Raw genomic sequence first — 15,134 nt, 5'->3', positions numbered from 1 at the left:
ACTAAAAGCTATTTTAAACATGCATCTATTTTTTTTATCTCAACTTGTTGATAATAATAGTGTAAAATTTCTGAGGCGGTCTTTCCTTCGGTCGCCATCGCATTTGCACCATATTGACTCATACCGACTCCGTGACCATATCCTTTCGTTGCTACTTGAACTTTTCCTGTGTCCCTACTATAGGTAATCTTAAAATCTGTCGACGGTAATTGTAAGAGTGTTCGAACCTCTCTCCCAGACCATACGTTGTTCCCCATTTGTAGCCGCTCTACACGTCCTGAATCATTAAGGAACACTTGAATACGATTAAAATCTGCCGCCTGCCATTTAATCGACCACAAGGCATTCCATTCGGCTAATGTCCATTCTTCTATTGTTGCAAACTTTGGAGAAGTTTGATCGGATATACTTGCGACGCTTTGCAAATATGGCAAGTCGTTACCACTGTAGCCATAAGCACTTTCCGTTTTTCCATTGCTCGTTGAGTGAAACATAGCCGTGATTAATTCATTATCATATAGAAGCACTTGTCCTTGAGTTTCTGTAATAGCTTCGACAATTTTCTTTTCATTTCCCGGGAAATTGCTAGTCCAATTTGCTTTTCTTTGTTCCTTATTATAGAAAACTTGCCTTGCAACAGTAGGTGCAATGGCATTCTTGCCGTAATTTGTCGTTTTCAGAGCATATGTCCTTGCAGCAATTGCTTGTGCTTTTAAAGCTTCCTTATGGAAAGAAACAGGCATTTCAGCTGCAACTACACCAACTATATACGTTTCTAAAGGAATTCTTTCTTGTTGTCCCTCCACTTCTATGAATATTTCACAGGCTTTTTCCGTCGATTGTGGAGCTTTAATATTGTCTTCTGTTCGTCTCTCACTGAATGCTAAAGGCAGCATGTATAATGTGCCAATTAAACAAATAACAGCAATACTCATTATCCATTTTTTCATAAGGAATAATATGCGAGATTTCTTTAATATATGAGTGTTCTATTAAACGTAAAAGTCTCATTATCTTGTTTTAAAGAGTAGATTTCGATTTAACAACAAAAAATCTCTTTGCTTATCATAAGCAAAGAGATTTCATTAGCGTTAGTTTGTTGGTAATTCCAAAGATGCTTTTTCTTTTTGTACAACTTCCATAGTTGTTACACGTTCAATATTAGCGCCAAGTGACGCTAATTTCCCATGGAAATCTACATAACCACGATCTAAGTGATGAAGCTTTGTAACTCTCGTAATACCTTCTGATACAAGACCAGCTAAAATTAATGCAGCGGCAGCTCGTAAATCTGTAGCCATAACTTCAGCTCCCTGTAGATCTACAGGGCCTTCGATAAAGACAGAGCGGCCTTCTATTTTTGCGCCTGCATTCATGCGACGAAACTCTTCTACGTGCATAAAACGGTTTTCAAAAACAGTTTCGGTAATAATACTCGTACCTTCTGCAGTTAACATTAATGCCATCATTTGTGATTGCATATCCGTTGGGAAGCCTGGATGTGGCATTGTTTTAATGTCTACAGCTTTTAATGTACTTGGTACATATACGCGTATACCTTCATCTAGCTCTGTAATTTCTACGCCCATTTCACGCATTTTAGCTATTAGAGCCGTCATATGCTCAGGCACAGCATTTTCTATCGTTACATCACCTTTTGTTATCGCAGCAGCTACCATAAATGTACCTGCCTCTATACGGTCTGGTATAATGTGATGTTCAATTCCATATAATGTGTCGACACCTTCTATACGAATCGTATTCGTACCTGCACCAATAACACGGCCTCCCATACTATTAATGAAGTTAGCAAGATCTACGATTTCAGGTTCTTTTGCTGCATTTTCAATAACAGTCGTTCCTTTTGCTAAAGATGCTGCCGTCATAATATTTTCTGTAGCTCCAACACTTGGGAAATCTAAATACACATTCGCACCTTGTAAACGACCCTCTACCTTCGCTTCCACATACCCGTGCCCAAATGAAATTTTTGCACCCATTGCCTCAAAGCCTTTTAAATGTAATTCTATTGGACGTGAACCGATTGCACAACCACCCGGTAAAGCTACACGTGCAAAGCCATTACGAGCAAGTAAAGAGCCCATTACTAAAATTGATGCACGCATTTTACTAACAAATTCAAATTGAGCTTCACTTGAAAGATCCTTTGTTGCGTCTATATATACAATATTGTCTTCTGGTATATATGTAACATCAGCGTTTAGACTTTTTAGTACTTCATTTATGGTATAAACATCTGCTAAGTTAGGGACTTCTTTAATTACATTTTCTCCTTTTGAAGCAAGTAAAGCTGCTGCCAGGATTGGTAACACTGCATTTTTTGCGCCCTCTACACGAACTTTTCCCTGTAGCTTTTGGCCGCCAGTCACTATAATTTTATCCACCCTACGTCCCTCCGAATTCAATCTCTTAACCTATCGAAAATTTATTTTAAAAAAAGATGTATAATGTCATAATCAGTAAACAAACAACTTTATAGTACAACTTTTCACACGCTCGTTCAAGCGTCCAAATCACTATTTTAATGCATTTATTGATATTTTGCTATTTATTTATTGTACGCATTATTTTTTTTTTTGTGAATGACCAATAACACGGTAAAAAATGTAATTCTCTTATACATAATGAAAGTTCGTGACTAAAATATATCCGTTTATATGGATTGTTAAACCTCTTTTGTACATATTTCAAAGGACCACATAAGTTATCTTATGGAGCCCTTCGAAATATGTACCTATAAAGTTATGCTTCCGTCTACGTATTATGTTTATCTCGCTAAATTTAAAATAAGTACGGAAGTTTTCCAGACCAGCTTGAAATTTGAAGAAAGAAATTAGAAACTGCTGTGCCTATCGCAATGCTTAACAAAATATAGATCAACTGTATTTGAAATACTTTATTTTTCTTAAATAGTTTTTCTAACATGAAGGCTTGCAAAGCGTAAAATGTGATAGCAATAAAAAATAGATGCGATAGAATCCCCATTAAAGCTTCTTGCCCTACTGCCTCATAAATTTCCACATCGTGTTCCTCCATTTAAAAAACGGGCAGATATTGAATCTGCCCGTTAAAAATTGAATTAGATATTACCCTCATGAACGTTGATACGATTCAACGCACGTTTTAATGCTAGGTCAGCACGTTTGAAATCAATGTTATCTTGTTTGCTTTGAATTCGTCCTTCAGCACGTTTAACGGCTTCTTTAGCACGTTGAACATCGATATCTTCAGCAATTTCAGCAGAAGGTGCTAAAATTGAGATCTTTTCTGGACGAACTTCAATGAAACCACCGCTTACAGCTACAACTTCAGTAGAACCGTCTTCTTTTTTCAGCTTCACTGCACCAATTGCAAGTGGAGCAACCATTGGAATATGGCCAGCAAGAACACCAATCTCACCAGAAGTTGTTTTCGCGATTACCATTGATACTTCAGAATCGTATACTGGGCCGTCGGGAGTGACAATATTGACTGTAACTGTCTTCATATTTTTTCCTCCTCGTCCCTAGTATTAAACCTCTACGCCCATGCTTTTCGCTTTTTCAACTACTTCTTCAATAGAACCAACTAAACGGAAAGCATCTTCTGGTAGGTGATCGTGTTTACCATCAAGGATTTCCTTGAATGAACGAACCGTTTCTTTAACAGGAACGTAAGAACCTTTTTGACCAGTGAATTGTTCCGCAACGTGGAAGTTTTGAGATAAGAAGAATTGAATACGACGAGCACGTTCAACTGTTTGTTTATCTTCATCAGATAACTCATCCATACCTAAGATAGCAATGATATCTTGTAATTCACGGTAACGTTGGATTGTACGTTGTACGCCAGTTGCTACTGCGTAGTGCTCAGCGCCTACGATTTCTGGTGATAATGCACGAGAAGTCGAAGCTAATGGGTCAACCGCAGGGTAGATACCCATTTCAGATAATTTACGCTCAAGGTTAGTAGTTGCATCTAAGTGGGCGAAAGTTGTAGCTGGAGCCGGGTCAGTATAGTCATCGGCTGGTACATAAATCGCTTGAATAGAAGTTACAGAACCTTTGTTAGTAGATGTGATACGTTCTTGTAATTTACCCATTTCAGTAGCAAGTGTTGGTTGGTAACCTACCGCAGAAGGCATACGACCTAATAGGGCAGAAACCTCTGAACCTGCTTGTGTGAAACGGAAGATATTGTCGATGAATAAAAGTACGTCTGCACCTTGCTCATCACGGAAGTATTCTGCCATTGTAAGACCAGTTAAAGCTACACGCATACGTGCGCCTGGTGGCTCGTTCATTTGACCGAATACCATCGCTGTTTGCTTGATAACGCCTGAATCGCTCATCTCGAAGAATAAGTCGTTCCCTTCACGAGTACGCTCACCTACACCAGCGAATACAGAGATACCTGAGTGCTCTTGTGCGATGTTGTTGATTAATTCTTGGATTAATACAGTTTTACCTACACCGGCACCACCGAATAGACCGATTTTACCACCTTTAATATATGGTGCTAATAAGTCTACTACTTTGATACCTGTTTCAAGGATTTCAACTGAAGTTGAAAGCTCATCGAAAGTTGGTGCTTCGCGGTGAATTGAATCACGACGAGCATCAGCTGGAATTTCTTCACCTAAGTCGATTACTTCTCCTAATACGTTGAATACACGACCAAGAGTCACTTCACCAACTGGTACTGAGATAGCTTTTCCTGAGTCTGTTACTTCTGCTCCACGTTGTAAGCCATCAGTAGATGACATTGCAATTGTACGAACAGAATCATCACCTAAATGAAGTGCAACTTCTAATGCAAGAGTTGTTGGTTCTTCATTAGGACGTTCAATCTTAACTGTTAATGAGTTATAGATTGCTGGTAATTGGCCATTGTCGAATTTTACGTCAACAACTGGACCCATTACTTGAATAACATGTCCTTTATTCATTACTGTGTACCCTCCTATCGTATTCTTATACGACATTGGTGAGCTGAGCCTATTCTAAGGCTGCAGCCCCACCAACGATTTCTGTAATTTCTTGTGTAATTGCTGCTTGACGTGCACGGTTATATTGCAATGAAAGATCTCCGATAAGATCAGATGCGTTATCAGTTGCATTTTTCATAGCAGTCATACGAGAAGCATGTTCACTTGCTTTTCCATCTAATAATGCGCCGTAAACTAGGCTTTCCGCATATTGTGGAAGTAATACTTCAAGAATTGCTTCACCAGATGGCTCGAATTCATAAGAAGCTTTACTGCTTACAGTTGCAATATCAGTTAATGGAAGAAGTTTTTTCTCTGTCACTTCATTAGCGATAGCGCTAACAAAGTGATTATAGTACATATAAAGTTCATCATACGTACCGTCAATGAACATACCAACAGCATTACGAGCGATTTCTTTAATATCAGCAAATGACGGTTGGTCAGGAAGAGCAACTACACTGCTAATAACATTATGATCACGTTTCACAAAGTAATCACGAACAACACGACCTACTGCTAACACAACGTATTCGTCTTTTGATTTATGACGCTCGTTGATTGTACGTTGCACTTGACGAAGGATACTTGAGTTGTAAGCACCTGCAAGACCACGGTCAGAACCAATGACTAAGTAAGCTGTTTTCTTAACAGGACGTGCAGTTAACATTGGATGTCCACTGTCTTTTGTACCTGAAGCGATAGCGCCTACTACGTCCTGAATTTTTTCCATGTATGGAACGTAAGCTTTAGCGTTTTGCTCTGCACGACGTAACTTTGAAGAAGAAACCATCTGCATCGCTTTCGTAATTTGTTTCGTACTCTTTGTTGAATTAATACGACCTTTTATTTCGCGTAAGTTTACCACTGGTATTTCACCACCTTTTGTTTTTTAATCAAGCGACTATTTTTCTTACTTATTCTGATTTAGCGAAAGTTTTTTTGAATGCAGTTAAAGCTGCTACGTATTCCGCGTCAGGAGCAAGTTCTTTAGTAGTACGAACATGATCTAAAACGTTTGTGTGGTTTGTATCTAACCAGCTTAAGAATTCAGATTCAAAACGAACGATATCTTGAACTGGAATATCATCTAAGTGACCTTTAGTTAATGCATAAAGGATTGCCACTTGTTTTTCAACTTTAAGTGGTTTGTTTAGGTCTTGTTTAAGAACTTCAACCGTACGTTTACCACGCTCAAGTTTAGCAAGTGTGATTTTATCTAAATCTGAACCGAATTGAGCGAAAGATTCAAGCTCACGGAATGCAGCTAAGTCAAGACGTAGTGTACCCGCAACTTTTTTCATCGCTTTAATTTGAGCAGATCCACCTACACGTGATACAGAAAGACCGGCGTTAATCGCTGGACGTACACCTGAGTTGAATAAGTCAGATTGTAAGAAAATTTGTCCATCAGTGATTGAGATAACGTTAGTTGGGATGTATGCAGAGATATCCCCAGCTTGTGTCTCAACGAATGGAAGAGCTGTAATTGAACCATTTTGATATGTTTCATTTAACTTCGCAGCACGTTCTAATAAGCGGCTGTGTAAGTAGAATACGTCACCAGGGTAAGCTTCACGACCTGGAGGACGGCGTAGAAGAAGTGAAAGTTCACGGTAAGCTGATGCTTGTTTAGAAAGATCATCATACACGATTAATACGTGTTTACCTTGTAACATGAATTCCTCTGCCATAGATACACCAGCGAATGGTGCTAAGAATAATAATGGAGCTGGTTGAGAAGCTGATGCTGTCACAACGATTGTGTAATCTAAAGCGCCATGTTTACGGAAAGTTTCTACTACACCACGTACAGTAGATTCTTTTTGACCAATTGCAACATAGATACAGATCATGTTTTGGTCATTTTGGTTAAGGATTGTATCGATTGCTACAGATGTTTTACCAACTTGGCGGTCACCAATGATTAACTCACGTTGACCACGACCGATTGGTACAAGTGCGTCAATCGCTTTGATACCAGTTTGTAGTGGTTCGTGTACTGATTTACGAGCCATTACACCGAAAGCTGGGCTTTCGATTGGACGAGATTTAGTTGTGTTGATTGGACCTTGTCCATCCACTGGTTGACCTAGTGGGTTTACAACACGGCCAATTAGTTCTTCACCAACTGGAACTTCCATAATACGACCTGTACGACGAACTTCATCGCCTTCTTTGATGTCTGTGTATGGACCTAAGATAACGATACCAACGTTACCTTCTTCTAGGTTTTGAGCCATACCCATAACACCGTTAGAGAACTCTAGAAGCTCTCCAGCCATGGCGTTGTCGAGGCCATGAGCAAGAGCGATACCGTCACCAATACGGATAACTGTACCAACTTCGCTTACTTTAAGTTCAGATTCATAATTCTCAATCTGTTGTTTAATCAGACTGCTGATTTCTTCAGCCTTGATGCCCATGTATGTCACCTCTCACATTTCTAAATTATTAACCGATTAATTCACGTTTTAGACGCTCAAGTTTATTCACTACTGAGCTATCATAAATATGGTTACCGATTTGAACACGAATACCACCTATTAATGAAGGATCGATTTCGTTTGTAATGTTTAATGATTGTTTCCCAACAAGTTTAGCGAATGCCGCAGAAATTTTAGCGCTTTCTTCAGCAGAAAGTTCACGAGTTGAGAATACAGTTGCATCTGCAGAACCTTGTGCCTGTGCAGCAAGCTCAGCATATGCGTTTGCAATTAGCTTCACTTCGTTTACACGTTTTTTCTCTACAAGTAGTTGAACTGTGTGTAAAACTTCTGGCGTTGCACTTGCAAAGATTTCAGCTACCATTTGTTTCTTGCGTTCGATAGAGAACTTAGGCGCGTTTAAAAGTGTTAAAAAATCTGGAGATTGTGTAACAACTTTTGTTAACTCGTTTAAGTCTGCCCCAACTTCTGCAAGAATATTTTTTTGTTGCGCAATTTCAAATAGAGCTTGAGCGTAACGCTTTGCTACAGTTGAATTACTCATTGAGCTTCCCCTGCCTTCGCAATCGTCTCTTCAATTAGAGCACGGTTGTCTGCCTCAGAAATCTCTTTGCTAAGGACTTTAGATGCTGCAAGTACAGATAATGAAACGACTTCATCACGTACAGCTGCGATAGCCTTTTCTTTTTCAGACTCGATTTCACGTAAAGCCGATTCTTTTAAGCGGTTAGCTTCATTGCGAGCTGCTGTAAGAATTTCTTCTTTTTGCATTTCGCCTTGCTTCTTAGCACCCTCAACAATCGATTGTGCTTCCGTACGAGCTTCTTTAAGAAGACTTTTTTGTTCTTCTAAAAATTTGTGCGAATCTTTACGAGCTTTTTCAGCTGCTTCGATCTCACTAGCTACTAATTCTTCACGTTGTTGCATAATGCCCATTAATGGACCCCAAGCGAACTTTTTAAGTAGAAGCATTAATACTAAGAAGATGACTAATGTTGAGACGATATCTCCACCATTAAATCCTCCACCTGCACCTAGTACAAGATTGTCTAAAAACACGATTGTTTCACTCCCTTCAAGAGCTTTAACTTCAACATATTAGTTTGTAATACTTAAAAACTTACCTATTTTAAAAAGCTATATTTGCACATAGCTTTTATCAGTTCCAAAATGAAGGGCGAAGTTTCATCTGGAGAATCCTGCTTCGCCACTAGTAAAATTCAGTATACAACTGAATTATTTGTTCATTACGATGAATGCTACTACTACTGCGATGATCGGTAATGCTTCAACTAATGCAACCCCGATGAACATAGTAGTTTGAAGAACGCCACGAGCTTCTGGTTGGCGAGCGATACCTTCAACTGTTTTTGATACGATAAGACCGTTACCAATACCTGCACCAAGTGCACCTAAACCGATTGCGATTGCTGCTGCTAATAAACCTAATGAACCTGTCATTTTAAAATTTCCTCCTTGGAATTGTTTGTTTTTTTGGTTCAAGCATAAATTTTATGCTTTATATTAATGGTCATCGCTCACTTTATGAGCCATGTAAACCATTGTTAACATTGTGAAGATAAAGGCTTGGATAAAGCCGATGAAAATAGAGAAACCTTGCCATGCCATCATAGGAACAATTGCACCTACGAACCCTATTGGACCTGATACGGCTAAACCTGCGATTAATGCAAGTAAAATTTCACCTGCATAAATGTTACCGTAAAGACGCAGACCTAATGTTAAAGTGTTCGCAAACTCTTCAATAATTTTTAGTGGGAACATAAATGACATTGGTTTGAAGAATGTACCAACATAATGGCCTGTACCCTTCATTTTGATACCATAGTATTGAGATAATACTAAAATCATTGTTGCAAGAGTCATTGTAACCGTTGGGTCAGCTGTTGGCGATTTCCACCAAAGTTCATGGTCATAGACGATAGAGAATGGAAGACCTAATAAGTTAGATACTGCGATAAACATAATAAGTGTGATACCTAGAATGTGGAATCGTCCACCAGTTTTCCAGTCCATGTTGCTTTTGATGATATTCTTTACGAAATCCATAATCCATTCCATAAAGTTTTGCATACCAGTCGGTTTTAACTTTAAGTTTCTAGTTGAGATAACAGCGATTAAAAATACGACTATTGCTGCAACTAGTAACATCATCACTGTAGATAAGTTAAATGTTAAAAAACCTATGGTTACTAACGGAGCTTCATGATTCATTGTTATTTTTCACCTCTCTTTCTAATAAAGCACAATTAGTGGTTCCTTACATGAGATACAATTCTCTCGACAAAGAGAACTACGTACGGAATCATTAGCCCTATGACCGTGCTAATCAAGTGAAAATAGTTTGGCAACGAAATGGCTATAGCGACTGCCGCTACACCTGATCCAAAACGCAGTGCTGTACCAAGTGAACCTATTTTCTTCCCTTCACTAATGGAACGATCAAACTTCTCCATACGGCGAACCAAAATCCAAAAATTATACGTACCAAAAAATGCACCGATTGCGATGCCCGCAAAAACTGTTTGAAAGGACGTAAAGCCCCAGCCTAATGCGCAAAGTGCGAGCAAAAAAAATAACGCTCTCTTCTGCACAGCAAAAATGTGATGCAAATCTAGCATTGGTTTGTAGTCTCCTGAATCATTTTTTCGAGTAAAGAAAACGTTTGCTGACCACTTTGTGAAATCAGAAAAGAGCAGTGAAAAACACTACTCACAGCGGAATAGTAATGGGAGAGTCATTTGAATGAAATTACAGGTGTAAATTCCTAATAATGCCTTACACCCCTTACTGATTCGGTGATATACCGAAACGCACAAAACGTTGCAAATCGACAGCGATGGTTTGAACTGTCAATTTAGTAGAAACTTGATATAACAAGTGTTTCAACGTCTATCAACGAATTGAAACCCTTATCATTCTTACCCTTTGTAAGCATACAATAGGAGATATTTGAAGTCAATTAGTAAAGGAGAAAAACTTCACAGCTACTATACTCTTGTCAAATTGTTGACAAATTTGTGTATGAACTTTCATAGATTACAAAAACTTTTTTAGAATAATGCAAAAAAAAGCTAATTTACGACATAAATATGCTCGTAAATTAGCTCAGCAAAGAATTTTAGTTCTTTTTGCTTATTTTTTAGAAGTCAAAATGATATATTACTTGCCTTTTTGTAAAAAATTCAAGAGCGCTTCAACGATTCGCTGTGAAGCATGCCCATCGCCATAAGGATTAGAGGCTTTTGCCATAGCTTCGTATGCATCTTTATTCTCTAGTAATTCTTTTGCAAGAGAATAAATTGTTTCCTCTTCTGTTCCTGCTAGTTTCAAAGTTCCAGCAGCGATTCCTTCTGGACGTTCTGTTGTATCACGAAGAACTAGAACTGGTTTTCCTAATGACGGCGCCTCTTCTTGCACACCACCAGAGTCCGTTAAGATCATATAAGAATTCGCAGCGAAGTTATGGAAATCAAACACTTCAAGAGGTTCAATTAAATGCACTCGGTCATTATCACCTAATATTTCATTGGCAATTTCTCGAACAGCAGGGTTCATATGCACTGGGTAGACAACTTGAACATCATCATGTTCAGCTAATATCCGTGTAATCGCTCGGAACATATGGCGCATTGGCTCACCAAGATTTTCTCTGCGATGTGCTGTTAATAATATCATGCGATCGTTTGCTATTTTTTCTAACACGGGATGTGTATAATGCTCACTCACTGTTGTAGCTAATGCATCAATAGCCGTATTACCAGTGACAAAAATAGTATCTGCATTTTTATTTTCATCCAGAAGATTTTTCTTCGATACTTCTGTTGGTGCAAAGTGCAAATCAGCCATGACACCTGTTAACTGACGATTCATTTCCTCTGGGTAAGGAGAATACTTATTCCAAGTTCGAAGACCTGCTTCAACATGTCCAATCGCAATTTGATTATAAAATGCTGCTAAACTTGCGATAAATGTTGTCGCTGTGTCACCATGCACTAAAACGATATCAGGTTGTGCTTCTTTCATGACTTTATCTAAACCTTGTAATGCATTTGTTGTCACGTCAATTAGCGTTTGACGATCCTTCATTATATTTAAATCGTAGTCGGGTGTGATTTTAAATGTTTCTAATACTTGGTCAAGCATTTGGCGATGTTGTGCTGTTACAGTCACGATTGATTCCACTTGCTCGGGATGTTTTTGTAATTCCAATACAAGCGGGGCCATTTTTATCGCCTCTGGTCTCGTACCGAAAATCGTCATCACTTTCCATTTTTTCGTCAAAACGATTTGCACCGTCCTTTGGTTATATTGTACATCAAGCGTTATAGTCTACATCCAAAATAAGTGAGACCTAATTGCCTAAACATACTATGAAACGTCCTTCAATAATGAAGGACGCTTTCAAATGCTATAAAGTTGCTGTAGGAAAACGATATTGCTTTTCGGGCAATTTCCTACTTATTATTTCGTACCGAATAAACGGTCACCAGCATCACCTAGACCTGGAACAATATATCCATGATCATTTAACTTTTCGTCAAGTGCTGCAATATAGATGTCCACATCTGGATGCTCATCTTGAATTACTTTTACACCCTCTGGCGCAGCAATTAAACACATAAATTTAATGCTTTTCGCACCGCGTTTTTTTAGTGAGTTGATAGCTTCCACTGCTGAACCACCCGTAGCAAGCATTGGGTCTACAATAATGAAATCGCGTTCTTCCACATCTGCTGGAAGTTTTGCATAGTACTCAACAGGTTTTAATGTTTCTGGGTCACGGTAAAGACCAATATGGCCAACTTTCGCAGCTGGAATTAGTTTTAATACGCCATCTACCATACCAATACCTGCGCGTAAGATTGGGACAATTGCAAGTTTTTTCCCTGAAAGAACTTTTGTTTTCGCGATTGTTACTGGTGTTTCAATTTCAATTTCTTCTACAGGCATTTCTCGCGTAATTTCGAATGCCATTAATGTTGCGACCTCATCAACTAGCTCACGAAATTCTTTTGTTCCTGTATTTTTATCACGAATATAAGTTAACTTGTGTTGGATTAGTGGATGATCAAATACGTATACTTTGCTCAAAGGGGTTCTCTCCTAACCGTTCGGATTTCATTTTTATCTCAACTAGTATAACAGAAAACATGAGCTGTCTCAAAAATAAATTCGAGATATTCCCTTTTCCAGAGTGTTTGCTACAAATAGAAGCAAATTATACATCAAGTATAGAATCAACTTGCTCAATCGCCATCGGTTTATAATAGAAGTAACCTTGTCCTACCTTACAACCAAGCGCACGTAATATCTCAACCTGTTCCTCATTTTCGATTCCCTCTGCAACAGATGTCATGCCTAAATTTAAGGCAAGCTGAATGATTGAACGGACAATCGCCAATGTCGCTGCATCATTTATATCATTAATAAAGCTACGATCTATTTTTAACTCCGTGAACGGCAATCTTTGTAAATAACTAAGTGAGGAAAAACCCGTCCCAAAATCATCCACGGATGTTTTAAAGCCATAGCTCTTTAATTCTTGAATAATGGCAAATGCGGTTTGAAAATCTACTAAGCCGATATTTTCAGTTACTTCTAAAATAATATTGCTTGGGCTAATCCTATATTTTTCAACTAAAAGTCGGATATCCCTTACAAAATGAGGATAGTAAAAATGATCAGGCGATATATTGACCGCGACTTTCACTAACTTTTTGCCCAATTGTTGACGCTCCGCTAGCCAAGCAAGAACAATTTCTAAAATTTGTATGTCAATTTCACGAACCTTCCCTGCATTTTCAGCAACAGGTATAAACATCGCTGGTGATACAAATCCGAGCACTGGAGAATGCCAACGAGCTAGCGCTTCAATACTTTGAATTTCCCCCGTTCGTAAATCTACTTTTGGTTGTAGATTTACCGAAATCTCTTTATTTTTAAGTGCTTGGGATAAATGATTTAATACCGTCATTTGTTGTTCTAGTAAATCATTGCGTTCCTTCGTAAAAATCTCCATATGCGTCCCTGGCTTGTTGGCCGCATAAGATAATGCATTATCTGCAAATCTTATTGCATCTGCAATTTTAATATCTTTATCAAAAGAAGAAATTCCTGTCTTTAATGTAATATACATATGTTTACCATTTATAATAAAAGGCTGGCGCGTTAATTCTTTTATGCGAAGCTCATAATCATTGAGCTCTTCATCAGGTGTCAATTGTGAAATAATAAGACTAGAGCTTGTGAATCTAGCAATATACTCTTTCAAATCATTGTTATGTTCTTGAAGACGTCTGGCAATTTGTCTTAATAATTCATCCCCTGCTTCTCGCCCATATAATTCAACAACTTGATGAAATTCACTTGGTTTTACTATTTTAATAAAGCCTATTCGCCCTCGCTGTTCTTCCTTTTCCATCTTATTTAAGAAGCTATGTCGATTTGGTAAGCCCGTCGTAATATCTTTATATGCTAAATCCCATATTTTTTTCTGTGTTTTCGCATATGAATATGCTAATGCAACAAGTGCTCCGATTTTTTGAAACACATTGTTAAAAAATACACTTTCTCCTGGGTATTGAGAAAATATTGCAAAAAGTCCAATCGCTTGTTGTTTTTGATTGCGAATAGGTACAAACCATCCCGAGTGATTATTTGTTAGGTTAGCAAAATTTTTAAATTCTATTGGAATAGCAACCTCATCTAGTTTATAAGCGATTATCGGTGTTTCCTGTTGCATCACCTTTCGATAGAAGTCACTCATCTCGAAAAGCTGAGGCACATGTTGGCGAACACTACTAGACGTAAAAACTTGTAATTGATTTGACTCTGTTTTAATAAGAACTGAGCTAAACACATATGGCATGAAAAATTGATTTATTTTGCTACAAATAGTGTCCATTTTTTTATAAAATGGCTGGTCTTTTTCTATTGCCTCATAAACGGTTTTCTCTAATTCCGCTATAAAATCTTCAGTATGATAATACGTTATATCCTTCACAATTATTAATACGAATAATGTTTCATTATCATCATTTTGAAAAGGAAGGGTTTGCATTTCTGCCCAAAATGGTGGCTGTTCGAAGCGATGATGGTGCAACTTTTCTGTCGCCATTGCTCCACTATGTATTTTCTCTTTTATTTTTTCAAGCATTGTCGTCTGTAACCCACTTGAAAACATCGCAAAATAATCTGTTTCTAAAATCTGTGAACGTATTGCATTTGTTAGCATGCAAAAAGAATTATTACACTCTACTATGAAATTAGTTTTAGCATCCAAAATTACGTAGCTTTCTTTAGATTGTTCACCTAAGTTACGAATTGTCGTTAATAAAATATTTTTTTGTACGTCCATAGATTTAGTAACCATCCAACCCCTCCCGTCTATATCCATCAATTCTACTCCTTTATATTGTACATAAAAAATTCGATAAATTGTCACTTTTGCAAAAAAACAATTCTACTTCGGGACATTAATTGTCCTCATCCAATATAATATAACCTTTTATCCTATATTTATGTAAAAAAATCCAAAAATAAGATGAATTTATTTTTATATAAGCAAAAAATATAGTTTTGCAGTTTTATCCAGTCGGCTTCATTTTATAAAAACTAAAGGCTGTGCCTAAAGTGAACAACACACTTAAGGCACAGCCTATAATTAAACAATAATA

General features: G+C 37.8%; 15 protein-coding genes. All 15 read right to left on the bottom strand.

Annotated elements, in window-relative coordinates:
• Nucleotides 1-8: 8 nt before the first annotated feature.
• Entirely contained in the window at nt 9-950 is a 942-nt protein-coding gene (gene spoIID, locus ACIQ1H_RS15465) for a stage II sporulation protein D (protein ID WP_402889886.1), read from the bottom strand.
• A 141-nt stretch (nt 951-1,091) separates the two neighbouring features.
• Entirely contained in the window at nt 1,092-2,405 is a 1,314-nt protein-coding gene (gene murA, locus ACIQ1H_RS15460; RefSeq protein ID WP_402889884.1) for a UDP-N-acetylglucosamine 1-carboxyvinyltransferase, read from the bottom strand.
• Between the two features lie 397 nt (nt 2,406-2,802).
• Entirely contained in the window at nt 2,803-3,042 is a 240-nt protein-coding gene (locus ACIQ1H_RS15455) for a DUF1146 family protein (protein WP_173478602.1), read from the bottom strand.
• A gap of 58 nt (nt 3,043-3,100) precedes the next feature.
• Entirely contained in the window at nt 3,101-3,508 is a 408-nt protein-coding gene (locus tag ACIQ1H_RS15450; protein WP_173478603.1) for a F0F1 ATP synthase subunit epsilon, read from the bottom strand.
• Between the two features lie 24 nt (nt 3,509-3,532).
• Nucleotides 3,533-4,948 carry a F0F1 ATP synthase subunit beta gene (atpD, locus tag ACIQ1H_RS15445; RefSeq protein WP_173478604.1) on the bottom strand — a complete coding sequence of 472 codons (1,416 nt, stop codon included), beginning with the start codon at nt 4,946-4,948 and terminating at the stop codon, nt 3,533-3,535.
• A gap of 49 nt (nt 4,949-4,997) precedes the next feature.
• Nucleotides 4,998-5,855: an ATP synthase F1 subunit gamma gene (atpG, locus tag ACIQ1H_RS15440; protein ID WP_173478605.1), complete on the bottom strand. Its 858-nt coding sequence runs from the start codon at nt 5,853-5,855 to the stop codon at nt 4,998-5,000.
• 49 nt (nt 5,856-5,904) lie between these two features.
• A complete protein-coding gene (gene atpA, locus ACIQ1H_RS15435) occupies nt 5,905-7,413 on the bottom strand; it encodes a F0F1 ATP synthase subunit alpha (RefSeq protein ID WP_173478606.1) in 1,509 nt (502 codons plus the stop codon).
• Nucleotides 7,414-7,441: 28 nt separating this feature from the next.
• Nucleotides 7,442-7,978: a F0F1 ATP synthase subunit delta gene (locus ACIQ1H_RS15430; RefSeq protein WP_402889882.1), complete on the bottom strand. Its 537-nt coding sequence runs from the start codon at nt 7,976-7,978 to the stop codon at nt 7,442-7,444.
• A complete protein-coding gene (atpF, locus tag ACIQ1H_RS15425; RefSeq protein ID WP_024362902.1) occupies nt 7,975-8,493 on the bottom strand; it encodes a F0F1 ATP synthase subunit B in 519 nt (172 codons plus the stop codon). Before atpF ends, ACIQ1H_RS15430 begins: the two co-directional genes overlap by 4 nt.
• A 177-nt stretch (nt 8,494-8,670) precedes the next feature.
• Nucleotides 8,671-8,895 (bottom strand): F0F1 ATP synthase subunit C, encoded by a 225-nt coding sequence (gene atpE, locus ACIQ1H_RS15420; protein ID WP_004269474.1) that lies wholly within the window; start codon nt 8,893-8,895, stop codon nt 8,671-8,673.
• A gap of 63 nt (nt 8,896-8,958) precedes the next feature.
• Nucleotides 8,959-9,669, bottom strand: a complete 711-nt coding sequence (atpB, locus tag ACIQ1H_RS15415) for a F0F1 ATP synthase subunit A (RefSeq protein ID WP_402889880.1) — start codon at nt 9,667-9,669, stop codon at nt 8,959-8,961.
• Nucleotides 9,670-9,704: 35 nt separating this feature from the next.
• Nucleotides 9,705-10,076 carry an ATP synthase subunit I gene (locus ACIQ1H_RS15410; protein ID WP_139860289.1) on the bottom strand — a complete coding sequence of 124 codons (372 nt, stop codon included), beginning with the start codon at nt 10,074-10,076 and terminating at the stop codon, nt 9,705-9,707.
• 541 nt (nt 10,077-10,617) lie between these two features.
• Complete coding sequence (wecB, locus tag ACIQ1H_RS15405; protein ID WP_173478608.1) at nt 10,618-11,739, bottom strand: non-hydrolyzing UDP-N-acetylglucosamine 2-epimerase; 1,122 nt, start codon at nt 11,737-11,739, stop codon at nt 10,618-10,620.
• Nucleotides 11,740-11,919: 180 nt separating this feature from the next.
• Complete coding sequence (gene upp / locus ACIQ1H_RS15400; RefSeq protein ID WP_173478609.1) at nt 11,920-12,549, bottom strand: uracil phosphoribosyltransferase; 630 nt, start codon at nt 12,547-12,549, stop codon at nt 11,920-11,922.
• A gap of 127 nt (nt 12,550-12,676) precedes the next feature.
• A complete protein-coding gene (locus ACIQ1H_RS15395) occupies nt 12,677-14,830 on the bottom strand; it encodes an EAL domain-containing protein (RefSeq protein WP_402889878.1) in 2,154 nt (717 codons plus the stop codon).
• Nucleotides 14,831-15,134: the final 304 nt, after the last annotated feature.

The organism is Lysinibacillus sp. NPDC097279 (assembly GCF_044761745.1).
Lineage (GTDB): Bacteria > Bacillota > Bacilli > Bacillales_A > Planococcaceae > Lysinibacillus.
This window is presented reverse-complemented; position numbering and strand designations above follow the sequence as displayed.

Bases quoted from the DNA above. Each gene is read 5' to 3' on its own strand.
- spoIID (WP_402889886.1), bottom strand. From the start codon at position 950: ATGAAAAAATGGATAATGAGTATTGCTGTTATTTGTTTAATTGGCACA.
- ACIQ1H_RS15450 (WP_173478603.1), bottom strand. From the start codon at position 3,508: ATGAAGACAGTTACAGTCAATATTGTCACTCCCGACGGCCCAGTATAC.
- atpD (WP_173478604.1), bottom strand. From the start codon at position 4,948: ATGAATAAAGGACATGTTATTCAAGTAATGGGTCCAGTTGTTGACGTA.
- atpA (WP_173478606.1), bottom strand. From the start codon at position 7,413: ATGGGCATCAAGGCTGAAGAAATCAGCAGTCTGATTAAACAACAGATT.
- ACIQ1H_RS15430 (WP_402889882.1), bottom strand. From the start codon at position 7,978: ATGAGTAATTCAACTGTAGCAAAGCGTTACGCTCAAGCTCTATTTGAA.
- atpE (WP_004269474.1), bottom strand. From the start codon at position 8,895: ATGACAGGTTCATTAGGTTTATTAGCAGCAGCAATCGCAATCGGTTTA.
- atpB (WP_402889880.1), bottom strand. From the start codon at position 9,669: ATGAATCATGAAGCTCCGTTAGTAACCATAGGTTTTTTAACATTTAAC.
- ACIQ1H_RS15410 (WP_139860289.1), bottom strand. From the start codon at position 10,076: ATGCTAGATTTGCATCACATTTTTGCTGTGCAGAAGAGAGCGTTATTT.
- ACIQ1H_RS15395 (WP_402889878.1), bottom strand. From the start codon at position 14,830: ATGGTTACTAAATCTATGGACGTACAAAAAAATATTTTATTAACGACA.